Genomic DNA, 12,423 nt, shown 5'->3' on the forward strand with positions numbered 1-12,423 from the left:
ACATGGACGATAGAAAAGGCAAAGGGAACGTAAGTACAGATCTTGCTTATCGAAAAAAGAAAAATGCTGAGGAGATGAAATACCAAGTTTTATCCTTCGGTTTGATGATCGGTCTCACGCTTGTTGCGTTTTTGACTGTGGCTTCGGATGATATCGGAAATTGGTTTACGATTCCGTTTATTATTCTTCTGGCAGTCATTCAAGTGATTTTTCAGCTTTTTTACTTCATGCATATGAATCAGAAAGGACATGAAGCGCCGGCTTTATTTCTGTATTCAGGGATATTTGTCGCATTTATTACGGTGCTGGCTTTTGTCACCATTATTTGGTGGTAAAGCCGGCGCGGCCGGGAGGTGAAGGTCATCAATAATCTGGAGATATTTGGGTTTCGCGCGATGTGGAGCCCTTATCTTTTTTGTTTTCTCGTGCTGATCACGGTTCTTTATTTTCTTTTGTGCAGACGGTTGTCTTCACGTCATGAACAGGTGACACGGAAAGAGAAGGCATTGTTTGTCCTTGCAATGGCCTTTTTATATCTGGCTGAGGGAAGCCCGATTGATCTGCTCGGACATATTATGTTCAGCGCGCATATGGGGCAGATGGCGGTTTTATATTTAGTCGTGCCTCCGCTGCTGATTGCGGGAATTCCTGCGCAGACATGGAGAAAGCTTATTTTTCATCCGATGGTTAAGCCTGTTTTTTCATTCTTCTCTGTGCCTTTAATCGCTTTACTCTTGTTTAATGGCCTTTTTTCAATCTATCATGTTCCGTTTATTTTTGATTTGGTGAAAACTGATTCGCTGTATCATACGCTGATGACTTGTCTGATCTTCATTACAGCATTTTTTATGTGGTGGCCTCTTGTGCACAAGCTTAAGGAACTGCCGCAGCTTAGCGGGCTGATGAAACTCGGTTATATTATGGCCGATGGCATCTTGCTCACTCCTGCCTGTGCTCTCATTATGTTTAGCGGAACCCCTTTGTATGCAACATATACTGAACCGTCTGCCTGGGCGGAAGCGATGAAGCTTTGTGTTCCTGCTGACATGCTGGGGCAAATCCCGTTAACAGGTCCGGAAATGTTTAATACGCTGCCTCTGGTGGAAGATCAGCAGCTTGGAGCTGTCATTATGAAGATCATACAGGAAATTGTGTATGGCGCCTGCTTAGCTATTATCTTTTTTCAGTGGGTGAAAAAGGAGAGGGAAAAAGACGGACAAGAGGAACCGCCGTATATTCAGCATCATTTATCGTAAAAAGGTACAGCATGAAAGGCTGTACCTTTTTTTAGAGCCTACAGTTGAACGGTTTTTAAGGTATCGGATATTTCCTGTATCAGCGATTTGCTCTTTGAAACGACTTGGATCGGAAACTCTTCTGCGTCTCCATACTCCACACCGTGCGGATAATAATGCTTGCCTAATAAAGGGGTCATCAATTCAATGACAGCTTGGCCTCTTCCGACATCCCCCTCTACCGCATAACCTTGAATGCGCAGATAAAATGTTCCCTCAATCATCGAAAACTTCTTATCATAGGTCACTCTTTCATAATCCCATTGACCGGCTCGAACCAGCCCCTTGCTTTCCATCAGATCATCCAAGCGGCTAAGCTCGGCCTTTACCCCTTCAAGTCCGCTTTCCGTAAATTTCAACCGCGACCCCTCCTTATAAAATTTACCTTTCCTGACAATCATAGTATGAAAACATGAAACTTTCAATGAATCTTCTTGTGTTGAAAGTATGTAAAAAACAAAACTTGACGACAATGTCAGTAGAATAAAGGAGGAGGTTTTCAGGATGACAAAAATAAAAGAACTGATGACGGCTGACTTGCAATATTGCACTGTATTAGATAATGTATATGAAGCTGCGGTAAAGATGAAAGACGCAGATGTAGGAGCTGTTCCTGTAGTTGACGAAGACGGAGAAACACTTGTTGGTATTGTCACAGACCGTGATCTGGTATTAAGAGGAATCGCTTCGAAAAGACCTAATTCTCAAAAAATAACCGATGCTATGACAAAAGAGCCCGTCAGCGTTGAAGAAGATACATCGGTGGATGAAGTGCTTCATTTGATGGCGGCCCGTCAGCTCAGAAGAATACCTGTAACAAAGAACAAGAAGCTGGTCGGTATTGTGACGCTTGGCGATCTGGCTTTGTCTGAGCAAACAAATGAACGTGCAGGCAGTGCATTATCTGATATATCCGAAGATGATGAAAACGGCCGGCAAGGTTTTGTTCATTAACACATATTTCATTGACATAAAAAATAGGCTGTATTGTAATTGAATCATGTAAACTGTACTCGATGCAGACGTGAATCAATCTTGGGAGGTGGAAGGTTGAAAAACATAGCAAGAGCTCTTGTTATTCTCTTGATTATTGCCGGAACCTACGTTCTGTTTATTCAATATGGATCTGTTCCTGAAAAGAAAACAAATGACAGCGAACCGAAAGTATCAAATGAGGAAACGGAAAACGGCAAGCGGATCAAAATGCCGACATCAGGCTTACTGTCGTTGATGGGCAAGTCAGCAGATGAATTGAAGGAAAAATTGGGAGAACCGGAACGTAAAGATCCGTCCGCATATGATTACGAATGGTGGGTCTACAACAAGGGAAAAGACCAATATGTTCAAATCGGCGTTCTGAACGATAAAGTTGTCACCTTGTTTGCTTCAGGAAACGGTATAAATGCCAAGCCGTTTCAAATCGGCGAAACAACAGGGGAAGTATTTAAGACCACACAAGTTGCACCGTTTGTGAATGTGGAATACAAAGGGAATTCCTACAGATTTGAATTTTCAGAAGAAGATATCAATACCCGTCCTACCGTAAAAGTGGGAAAAGTATATGTTCAGCTATATATGGACAAATTTGAGGGCAGCCTGTCAAGCATTCGTGCGTTTGATGCTGAAACCTTTGTGAAGCAAAGGCCTTATGAGGTTGTGTACCGGGGAGAATTGATTGAGCCGAAAACAGTTTCGGACAAAGAATGGAAAGAAATAGAGGATACGAGTGAACAGCAAATCCTCGATTTGACCAATGTCATTCGCGTAAAGCATGGTTTGGCAAAGCTGGCATGGGATGAACCGACCGCACAAGTGGCTTTTGGACATAGTGAGGATATGAAGGATAATGATTATTTCTCCCATGTTTCCAAAAAATACGGAACGCTGAAAGACCGTTTGGAAAAAGGCGATGTGGAGTTTCAGCAGGCAGGGGAGAATATTGCTTATAACTATGTGGACGGCCCGGCGGCTGTTGAGGGTTGGCTGAACAGCGAGGGCCATAGAAAAGCGCTGTTAAATGAGGATTATACGCACCTCGGCGTCGGAGTAGATCACAAATATTACACCCAAAATTTCATCAAGCAATAGTCAGACAGATTCGGACCGCGGGAGGTTACACTCCCGCGGTTATTTTAGATTATGGCCTGCCGCTCCGTGCGCCAAGAGAAGATGAGAGAAAGCAGCAGTCATTCTCCGTTTTTCTATGAATTTAGGCGAACACAATCCATCCCGGCCCGATACATTATAGTAGGCATATATTTACGAGGGGGGTGAGGATTGTGGCGAATCAACATGCTCATCAGTCAATCAATGATTTTAAACAATTTGTCAAGAAGCATCCAAAGCTGATAAAAGAAGTACGAAAAGAAGAAAGAAGCTGGCAGGACGTGTATGAAAATTGGGTGCTGCTCGGTGAAAACGATCCGATATGGGACCCATATAAAGATAAACCGGCCGAGGGTCAAGAAGCGGTGCCTGAAGCGGCCGATAAATATGATTTTGTCTCCAAAATGGTGACGGCAGTGAAAAAAATGGATGTCAATCAAATGAATGAACAAATTAATAAAATGAGTCAGTCGATCTCATCATTGCAAAATCTCCTCAGCCAGTTCTCAGGCAGCGGCTCCAAACAATCTCAAACAGGCTCTGGACAACATCCTTTTTCTTTCAGAAAGGATTAATAAAGGGGTACATTCATGCGTAAAGATGTTCAGGAATTTATAATGGCTGATGAAGAACGGAGACGGTTCATAAGAGAGCAGCCGATATGGTACCGGAGACTCGCCAGAAATCCGGATGAATTGGCTGCCTTTCAGCTGGCAATGATGAATTACTATGAAAAAACCATTCCGCATCGGGTCCATCAATTTACAAACGGCATTCAAATGGCGCAAATGATGGTGCAGATGTTTCAGGCTATGCGTACTCAAGATTAAAAGACCCAGATCAGGGTCTTTTTTATTCATAAAATGGTCTCCGGCAGCAAAAGCTACTCTCAGATGATAAAAAGGAGACCTTCTATGAAAATATTGTGGTGTATATGTGTGTTGTGTATGGTGACGGCTGGCTGTTCGGTACATAAACCGGTTCCGAAAGGAGAGCTGGGGGAAACAGCTGCACTGGAAGCTCAGGCGCACCCAAAAGAGCTGCAAGTCGATTGGCTTACATATAAAATAAAGGATTCCCGCGTTTACGTGGAATGTATGCTGAACGATTTCCACTTTAAAACGGGGCCGGCATCAGTCAGAGACAAGCAAGGCTATTTAGCGGTTTACGCAGACGGAAAGAAACTAAGAAACGAGTATACTGCGGCATTTATCGTCAGACACCTGTCCAAAGGGAACCACAGGCTGACCGTAGAGGTAATCTCCCGCCACCCTGATTTCAAACAGATCTCAAAAACGTGGGACGTATTCATTCGCTAGACATTTTCCAATTGGATGGTTTCGTGGTAAACTAACAACTGGAGGTGCGTGCTATGTATGCAACGATGGAATCCGTGCGGCTTCAAAGTGAGGCGCAGAAGCTTGCCGGCATGATTCTTCAGTCAGAGACGGCTGAAAATTACCGTAATTGTTATAAGCGTCTCCAGCAAGATGAAGAGGCAGGCCGGATTATTCGTTCCTTTATGGACATAAAAGACAAATATGAAGATGTGCAGCGATTTGGCAAATATCATCCTGACTATAGAGAGATTTCCCGAAAAATGAGGGAAATCAAACGGGAGCTGGACCTCAATGACAAAGTGGCGGACTTTAAAAAAGCGGAGACTGAGCTGCAGTCAATTCTTGATGAAGTCAGCATAGAGCTTGGGACCGCCGTTTCCGAACATATAAAAGTTCCGACGGGAAACCCTTACTTTGACGGTCTGTCTTCTTGCGGAGGCGGATGCGGTTCAGGCGGCGGCTGCGGATGCAAAGTATCCTGACGAGACGAACAGTCTCGTCTTTTACATAACAAGACAAGAAAAATCAGGCAGGTGATTGAATTGGAGAATAAACGCCAAGGTATGATTGTATATCTGCATTCCTTGAAGCAGAGTAAAATGCTGAGAAAATTCGGGAATGTCCATTATGTCTCAAAACGTTTAAAATACGTTGTGCTGTATTGCGATATGAATCAGCTCGAAAGAACGATGGACAAGATATCCTCCTACTCTTTTGTGAAAAAAGTAGAGCCTTCCTATAAACCGTTTTTGAAATTAGAATTCGAATCAAAACTTGATAAGGCGAAAGAATACGATTATAAAATCGGCATTTAGCCCAATAAAAAAATCCCCGCAGACATCTGCGGGGTCCTTCTATTCCTTAACATGTTAAGGGAGAAGGCAAAGGGAGAGGAGAAACCGGAGGAAGAACTTATGGGGAAACGTAAGTCTTCTCCGCGGTTGGCAACAACATCCCAAAAGATGCTGTTGCATGTAGTATGGACATATAGCAGCCGCGCTATACATAAAAGAGAAGAAATTCTCGCCGGATTGGCGCTCATTGTGAGCGTGATAGCTTTATGATAAGATAGTGTTGGTTTTTTAAAATCATTTACATACGGCTTTTTGCCGGACTGGAAACCTATAAGCTTGAGAAAAAGTGGTGTGGAAGATGAGAGTAATTTCTGGATCAAAAAAAGGCCGCGCGCTAAAAGCTGTGCCGGGCACATCAACAAGACCGACGACTGACAAAGTAAAGGAATCTATTTTTAATATGATAGGCCCTTATTTTGAAGGGGGCAGAGCGCTCGATTTGTTTGCAGGAAGCGGAGGCCTCGGGATTGAAGCCCTTTCGCGCGGATTTGACCATTGCGTTTTTGTCGATCGTGAATTTAAAGCGATCCAAACCGTAAAGGCGAATTTAAAAACATTAGATTTGATAAAAGCGGCGGACGTTTACCGTAATGACGCGGAACGCGCCTTGCATGCCGCTGCAAAAAGAGAGACAGGATTTCATGGCATCTTTTTAGATCCTCCGTATAAGGAGCAAAAGCTGAAAGCGCTTTTAAGCTCGATTGACGAACATCAGATGCTGGAAGATGACGGATTCATCGTGACAGAGCACGACAAAGGCGTTGAACTTCCGGAAACCATCGGCGGACTTGTGTTGGCGAGACAGGAAATGTACGGGCTTACAGGAGTGTCGATTTATAGAAAAAGGGGGGAGTAAGGTGGCGAGTATAGCTGTTTGTCCCGGCAGTTTTGATCCTGTGACCTACGGGCATCTGGATATTATCAGACGGGGAGCCGGCATTTTTGAACAGGTTTATGTATGTGTGCTGAACAATTCTTCGAAGAAACCGTTATTTACTGTAGAAGAGCGGTGCGAGCTGCTGAGAGAAGTCACAAAAGATATACCGAACATAACGGTTGAGACCTCACAGGGACTGCTCATTGATTATATGAAAAGGAAAAATGCAAAAGTCATATTAAGAGGATTGAGAGCTGTATCGGATTTTGAATATGAGATGCAGGGGACATCAATGAATCGTGTGTTGGATGAATCCATCGAGACCTTTTTCATGATGACAAACAATCAATACTCATTTTTAAGCTCAAGCATTGTAAAAGAAGTCGCAAAGTATAAAGGCTCTGTGTCAGAGCTTGTTCCGCCGGAAGTCGATCTTGCGCTTCAATATAAGTTCAGTAAAGGATGAGGGCTTTTTTTAAGCTCTCATCCTTTTTTTTCATTGTTCGTTAATCGATATGAATAAATCAGTACATATGATAACAGCGCTCCTAACGTGACCGCAGGGCCTGACGCCACGAGAAAATTCCAGCCGCTTATGAACGCTTCCTGTGCGGCAGGCTTTTGGAGAGGCTGAAAGACATGCTGATACGGCTCTTCTAGAACGGTATAGAGAGGCTTCCATAAAATGATAATAAATACAGCCGCATAAATGCCCTGTAAAATACGCGCAAAGAAAAATGGTTTAAACCGGATATCCGTGTCTGACAAAATGCCCGCCACCTGTGCCTGTACCGAAAAACCGCTGAATCCGAGAATAAAGCTGACGATGATTGCTTTTTGTAAAAGCGCCGCATCGGATTCACTGACAAGCTTGCTGCCGAGAGTGATTTCAAACATACCTGACAAAAGGGGAATGTCCAGCTGGGCGGGAAGCTGAAAAAGTGAAAGCACCGCTTTTGTGAAGATGGACAGAATATCAGTTAATTGAACGACTGACAATAAGCGGTTGAACACAGAGAATAAAATGATAAAGCCGCCTACCATAAGAAGCGTTTGGACAGAAGAGGTCACCGCATCACCCAAAATTTTTCCGAGGGGCCTTTTTTCTGCCAAGCGTGCGGTATGAAGGGCATGAAATGCATCTTTTAGAGAAGGAAAACGCACGGCTCTATGTCTCATCGTGCTATCTTCTTCTTTTCGCCCATAGGAACGCATCGTCAAACCTACGGCTAAATTTCCGAGGTAGTGGGCGCAGGCTAAGAGAATCCCTAAAGATGCATTATGAAAAAAACCAACAGCCACGGCGCCAAATATAAACAAAGGATTTGAAGAGTTTGTGAAAGAAACAAGGCGTTCTGCTTCAACTCTGGAAATCTGCTTTTCTTGCCGAAGTCTCGCAGTAAGCTTTGCTCCAGCCGGGTTGCCAGATGCCATTCCCATGGCCAGCACAAATCCGCCGACACCCGGCACACGAAAGATCGGCCGCATGAAAGGCTCAAGCAGCAGGCCGACAAACCTGACGATCCCAAACCCGATTAATAGTTCGGAAAGAATAAAAAACGGCAGCAAAGACGGAAAGACAACTTCCCACCACATAGCAAGTCCTGTTTTAGAGGCATCAAATGAAGCCTGCGGGTGTAATATGACAGTCGCTGTCAAAAAAATAAAAAACGAAGCAATTAAAAAAGTATTTATCTTCGACAAGTTCATTCTGACCTCCCCGACGCTAAAAATGCACACAAATTTATATCATGATAAAATAAGTAACAGACCTTAGAGCGGCCAAACCACATCCTGTCCCAATGGCCCTTTGTACTAATATACGAGCATAGGGGTTCAGTTTAGACCATAGAATTCGTATATAGGGTGTCAGAGGGGGAAATGCGTTGGCCAAACCTAAAATCGGGTTAGCACTCGGCTCGGGAGGAGCGAGGGGACTGGCTCATCTCGGAGTGCTTTCAAGTTTACATAAGCATCAAATTCAGGTTGATATGATTGCAGGAAGCAGTATGGGAGCTTTAGTGGGCAGTTTTCATGCCGCGGGACATGATGTAGAGACAATGAAAAAAGTCGCCAAGGCATTTAAAAAGCGGCTGTATGCCGATTATACGATGCCTAAGCTCGGTTTTTTGAAAGGCGACCGCGTCAGGCAGCTCGTACACGCTTATACATTCGGCAAGCCTATTGAAGAGCTGCAAATTCCGTTAGGTATTGTCGCGTGCGATTTACAGACAGGCGAAAAGGTAGTGTTTCACAAAGGCTCTGTGTCAGAAGCGGTGCGGGCAAGCATAAGCATACCGGGCATTTTTGTTCCGCAGCGGATGGATGGACGCCTTTTGGTAGACGGCGCGGTAGTTGACCGGATTCCGGTTTCTGTCGTCAAGGATATGGGAGCTGATATTATTATCGCTTCGGATGTATCACGTGTCAGAAAAACAGAAAAAGCGGCACATATTTTTGACGTAATCATGCAAAGTATGGATATATTACAAAATGAATTGGTCCGCCATCAAACGATTGCCGCAGATGTCGTCATTCGCCCTTCTCTTGAAACACACAGCTCAAGCTCTTTTGCAAACATTGAAGACGTGATCCATGCCGGTGAAAAAGCAACAAACGGACTGATCAGGCAGATTAAACAAGAAATAGAGAATTGGGAGGGCTAAAAAGTTGATACATATGAAGAAAAGACATTTCCGGTGGATGCTCGTCATCCTCATTCTGATTGTCGCTGTCACATTCATCAAGCTTCCATACTACGTGACGAAACCGGGAGAGGCGACAGAACTTGCCTCGCTCGTTAAAGTGAAAGGAGGCTATCCGGAAAAGGGAAGCTTATCCTTAATGACTGTGAAAGTAGGCCCGGCCAACCCCTATACATATCTATGGGCGAAGATGCATCCGTATTATGAAATTGTCCCGGACGAAAGCATTAAGCAAGAAGGCGAATCGGATGAAGAATATATGAAACGCCAGGTGCAAATGATGAAAAGCTCACAGGAAAATGCCGTCATTGCAGCCTATCAAAAAGCGGGAAAAGAAGTGAGCTACTCTTTTAACGGCATTTATGCAAGCTCTGTTGTAGCAAATATGCCGGCCAAGGGAAAAATTGAAGTCGGAGACAAAATTATCAGCGCCGACGGAAAAACCTATCAGTCCTCAGAGAAATTGATCGACTATATCAGCAGTAAAAAACCAGGGGACAAGGTGACCTTTAAAATTGAAAGAGATACAAAAGAAAAAACAGTTACACTCGCGCTGAAGGCATTCCCGGAGGAGCCGGGCCGAGCCGGCATAGGTGTGGCTTTATACACTGACCGGAATGTAAAGGTAAAGCCGGATATTGATTTTAAAATTGAAAATATCGGCGGGCCGTCAGCAGGTTTAATGATGTCGCTAGAAATTTATAATCAGCTCACCAAAACGGATGAAACAAAAGGCTATAATATTGCCGGAACAGGAACAATTGATATCGACGGCAAGGTAGGCCCGATCGGCGGTATTGATCAAAAGGTAGTGGCGGCAGATAAAGCCGGCAAAGACATTTTCTTTGCGCCAAACCAAAACGGCGCCAGCAATTCCGATTATAAAAACGCAGTAAAAACAGCAAAAGACATTGATTCGGATATGAAAATCGTTCCCGTTGACACGATGCAGGATGCGATTGACTATTTGAATAAGCTCAAAGCAAAAAGCACCTGATGATTCAGGTGCTTTTTTATGAACTCAAAAAACGCTTTTCATCCTCATCGTAGCGGATGGGCGCATGCGCATATTCCTGGTCATTAAAAACGGTTCTCTGCGGCTCGTTCATAGGCAGGCTGTAAATCCGGCTTGCCCTTATATCTAAATCGAGGGCGGGGTGGGAAAATGAAGACAGCTTGCTGATGAGCGGAACGGAAAGCTTTTTTTTCTGTTGTGATAAAAAGACTTGTCCTTTTTTTGTCATGCCGAGCAATCTGATATAAGGAATTTCGGAATCTTCAAGAAGACGGTGCATATCTTGTTTTCTCGTTCTCATTAATATATGCGTATTCATGCGCTGCAGTCTCGTCCACGTATAGCGTTTTGTTTTCAGAAGTTCCATGTACTCTTGATACGAACGCGCTTTTCTGATTGAACGAAGGATTCTGTGTTCAAGTCCTTCTTCTACTTCGTAGATTTGCTGCAGTTCCTGCGCTGAAAGAGTAGTGAGACTGTATTTTAAATAAGAAAAATAAGACTCTGAAGAATGCCGCAGACCGAATGTTTGGACATAATCTTCTAATTCCCGTATAGAGGCGGAAGGAAGAAAGCCGCCGCAGGTATCAAGACCTTCTTCTTCAAGCGCTTTGCGAATGCTTGTCGCGCTTGCGATACTGGTTTCTCCTTTAGGCAGGTCGGCATCATGATAATCCGAAGAAATACGGGCTGTGGTATACGGCTGCATAAGAGAGCCGATCTCTTGAATGGATTTCACATAGTGATAGCCGAGAATGTTATTCGGCTTCGACAAGTCCAGCGTATTTTCCTCCTTTAGAATTGTTCTGAAAGCAGCAGCCGCCGCCGAAGGATAACTGGCTCCCCGTTGCAATTCTTCTTTTACACATTGGTGAAATAAATCTTCATGTTTCTGAAAGACTTTGGCCGTTTCAAAAAAAGGAGCAATATGTCCGGTCTCGCTTCCGAAAAAGAGAGATTCGCAGCCTAAATGATGCAATATCCTGACGCTGCCCCCGGCGAACGTTTCCGCTTTTTGAACGGCATATATATAAGGGAGCTCAACAACAAGGTCAACGCCGCTTTGAAGAGCCATTTTCGTTCGGGCCCATTTTGATACGACCGCCGGTTCCCCGCGCTGCAAAAAGTGTCCGCTCATAACAGCAACCGCCGCTGTGCTTTCGGTTTCCGTTTTTGCTTTTTGGGCATGATAAAGATGCCCGTTATGAAAGGGATTATATTCAACAACCAATCCGACTGCTCTCACATTTATCCGCCTTTCTTGCTATGAATGAAAACGTATGGTACATTTGCAAATGAAATACTTTTCACAGCTGTTTTGTTAAGTGTATGCATAGCATATTCAGCTGTCAACGGCGCTTTAATGACAGCATTATGCTGTAAAGAAAAAATATTGACAAAAACATTGATAAAAGCTATAATCATGTTTGTTGCTTTCCTGAGGTGATACAAATGAAATGGACGATTTATCAGCTGCATCAAATGGCAAAAAAGAGTTTTGAGTTTGATGAAACAGTTGAGTTAAATGAGATGACAACATTGAATTCTGACATTCGCAGCATTTCTCCCGTCCGGGTGAAAGGAAGAGCGGATATTGAATCCAAACAGGTTTCGTTTGACTTTACGATTTCAGGCGAAATGATTTTGCCATGCTCAAGAACACTTGTTGATGTTCCGTATCCATTTACAATTTCAACAAAAGAACTGTTTATATTTCATAAGACGGATGATATAGAAGATGAGGACGTGCAGATTGTTGAAGACGATACTATCGACTTAACTCCGATCGTAAAAGAAGAAATTCTTTTAGAAATCCCTATGCAAATCTTTTGTGAATCTGTTCAAAAAGAAGGAGCTGCTCCTCAAGAAGGAAAGGATTGGCAGGTTATTTCGGAAGAAGACAAGAAAAATCAGGTCGATCCGAGGCTCGCAGGTCTTGAAAAGCTCTTAAAACAAGATGATGAATCTTAACTCTTTAAGGAGGTGGGAATAATGGCTGTACCTTTTAGAAGAACTTCTAAAATGAAAAAAAGATTGCGCCGTACACATTTCAAACTTAATGTACCTGGTATGACAGAATGTCCGTCATGCGGAGAGATGAAATTGTCTCACCGTGTATGCAAAGCATGCGGATCATACAACGGCAAAGACATAAATGTAAAAAGCAATTAATGAATGACAAAAGCATGGGAGAATAACTCCTGTGCTTTTTTCTTTTTCTCTTCAAGCTG

General features: G+C 43.6%; 19 protein-coding genes. 16 read left to right on the forward strand and 3 right to left on the reverse strand.

Going from position 1 to position 12,423, the window contains the following annotated elements; translation table 11 throughout:
- Positions 1-2 precede the first annotated feature (2 nt).
- On the forward strand, positions 3-335 hold the full coding sequence (gene ctaF, locus AAHT65_RS14875; RefSeq protein WP_003329094.1) for a cytochrome c oxidase subunit IVB: 333 nt from the start codon (positions 3-5) through the stop codon (positions 333-335).
- A gap of 27 nt (positions 336-362) precedes the next feature.
- The gene (gene ctaG / locus AAHT65_RS14880) at positions 363-1,256 is read left to right on the forward strand and encodes a cytochrome c oxidase assembly factor CtaG (protein ID WP_094233182.1); all 894 of its coding nucleotides are present in this window, start codon (positions 363-365) and stop codon (positions 1,254-1,256) included.
- Between the two features lie 38 nt (positions 1,257-1,294).
- On the opposite strand, the gene AAHT65_RS14885 is transcribed toward ctaG, so the two are convergent.
- Positions 1,295-1,654, reverse strand: a complete 360-nt coding sequence (locus AAHT65_RS14885) for a YugN family protein (protein WP_003329092.1) — start codon at positions 1,652-1,654, stop codon at positions 1,295-1,297.
- A 145-nt stretch (positions 1,655-1,799) separates the two neighbouring features.
- On the opposite strand from AAHT65_RS14885, the gene AAHT65_RS14890 reads away from it, so the two are divergent.
- The 10 genes from AAHT65_RS14890 (at position 1,800) to coaD (ending at position 6,938) form a co-directional block, all read left to right on the forward strand.
- Positions 1,800-2,249 carry a CBS domain-containing protein gene (locus AAHT65_RS14890; protein ID WP_003329091.1) on the forward strand — a complete coding sequence of 150 codons (450 nt, stop codon included), beginning with the start codon at positions 1,800-1,802 and terminating at the stop codon, positions 2,247-2,249.
- 96 nt (positions 2,250-2,345) lie between these two features.
- On the forward strand, positions 2,346-3,383 hold the full coding sequence (locus tag AAHT65_RS14895; RefSeq protein ID WP_088117108.1) for a CAP domain-containing protein: 1,038 nt from the start codon (positions 2,346-2,348) through the stop codon (positions 3,381-3,383).
- Positions 3,384-3,574: 191 nt separating this feature from the next.
- Positions 3,575-3,976 carry a YlbD family protein gene (locus AAHT65_RS14900; protein ID WP_003329088.1) on the forward strand — a complete coding sequence of 134 codons (402 nt, stop codon included), beginning with the start codon at positions 3,575-3,577 and terminating at the stop codon, positions 3,974-3,976.
- A 15-nt stretch (positions 3,977-3,991) separates the two neighbouring features.
- Positions 3,992-4,231, forward strand: a complete 240-nt coding sequence (locus AAHT65_RS14905; protein WP_061571481.1) for a YlbE-like family protein — start codon at positions 3,992-3,994, stop codon at positions 4,229-4,231.
- Positions 4,232-4,315: 84 nt separating this feature from the next.
- Positions 4,316-4,720, forward strand: a complete 405-nt coding sequence (locus AAHT65_RS14910; protein WP_343310445.1) for a hypothetical protein — start codon at positions 4,316-4,318, stop codon at positions 4,718-4,720.
- 53 nt (positions 4,721-4,773) lie between these two features.
- On the forward strand, positions 4,774-5,223 hold the full coding sequence (locus tag AAHT65_RS14915) for a YlbF family regulator (RefSeq protein WP_003329085.1): 450 nt from the start codon (positions 4,774-4,776) through the stop codon (positions 5,221-5,223).
- A 60-nt stretch (positions 5,224-5,283) separates the two neighbouring features.
- Positions 5,284-5,556: a YlbG family protein gene (locus AAHT65_RS14920; protein ID WP_035175113.1), complete on the forward strand. Its 273-nt coding sequence runs from the start codon at positions 5,284-5,286 to the stop codon at positions 5,554-5,556.
- A 99-nt stretch (positions 5,557-5,655) separates the two neighbouring features.
- Positions 5,656-5,805, forward strand: coding sequence for a hypothetical protein (locus AAHT65_RS14925; RefSeq protein ID WP_003329083.1), 150 nt, complete (start codon positions 5,656-5,658; stop codon positions 5,803-5,805).
- Between the two features lie 88 nt (positions 5,806-5,893).
- The gene (gene rsmD, locus AAHT65_RS14930; protein WP_106044904.1) at positions 5,894-6,451 is read left to right on the forward strand and encodes a 16S rRNA (guanine(966)-N(2))-methyltransferase RsmD; all 558 of its coding nucleotides are present in this window, start codon (positions 5,894-5,896) and stop codon (positions 6,449-6,451) included.
- Position 6,452: 1 nt separating this feature from the next.
- A complete protein-coding gene (gene coaD / locus AAHT65_RS14935; protein ID WP_003329081.1) occupies positions 6,453-6,938 on the forward strand; it encodes a pantetheine-phosphate adenylyltransferase in 486 nt (161 codons plus the stop codon).
- A 17-nt stretch (positions 6,939-6,955) separates the two neighbouring features.
- On the opposite strand, the gene ylbJ is transcribed toward coaD, so the two are convergent.
- Positions 6,956-8,182: a sporulation integral membrane protein YlbJ gene (ylbJ, locus tag AAHT65_RS14940; protein WP_343310446.1), complete on the reverse strand. Its 1,227-nt coding sequence runs from the start codon at positions 8,180-8,182 to the stop codon at positions 6,956-6,958.
- A gap of 176 nt (positions 8,183-8,358) precedes the next feature.
- On the opposite strand from ylbJ, the gene AAHT65_RS14945 reads away from it, so the two are divergent.
- Positions 8,359-9,138 carry a patatin family protein gene (locus AAHT65_RS14945; RefSeq protein ID WP_010788520.1) on the forward strand — a complete coding sequence of 260 codons (780 nt, stop codon included), beginning with the start codon at positions 8,359-8,361 and terminating at the stop codon, positions 9,136-9,138.
- Positions 9,139-9,151: 13 nt separating this feature from the next.
- Entirely contained in the window at positions 9,152-10,174 is a 1,023-nt protein-coding gene (locus AAHT65_RS14950) for a SepM family pheromone-processing serine protease (protein WP_343311544.1), read from the forward strand.
- A 16-nt stretch (positions 10,175-10,190) separates the two neighbouring features.
- Here the strand turns inward: AAHT65_RS14950 and AAHT65_RS14955 are convergent, their stop codons facing one another.
- Positions 10,191-11,438: a nucleotidyltransferase gene (locus AAHT65_RS14955; RefSeq protein WP_343310447.1), complete on the reverse strand. Its 1,248-nt coding sequence runs from the start codon at positions 11,436-11,438 to the stop codon at positions 10,191-10,193.
- Between the two features lie 206 nt (positions 11,439-11,644).
- Here AAHT65_RS14955 and AAHT65_RS14965 point away from each other — a divergent pair, with 206 nt between their 5' ends.
- Positions 11,645-12,163 (forward strand): YceD family protein, encoded by a 519-nt coding sequence (locus AAHT65_RS14965; protein WP_003329074.1) that lies wholly within the window; start codon positions 11,645-11,647, stop codon positions 12,161-12,163.
- Positions 12,164-12,184: 21 nt separating this feature from the next.
- Entirely contained in the window at positions 12,185-12,364 is a 180-nt protein-coding gene (gene rpmF / locus AAHT65_RS14970; protein ID WP_003154457.1) for a 50S ribosomal protein L32, read from the forward strand.
- Positions 12,365-12,423: the final 59 nt, after the last annotated feature.

Source organism: Bacillus atrophaeus (genome assembly GCF_039519175.1).
In the GTDB taxonomy this organism is placed as follows: Bacteria; Bacillota; Bacilli; order Bacillales; family Bacillaceae; genus Bacillus; species Bacillus atrophaeus.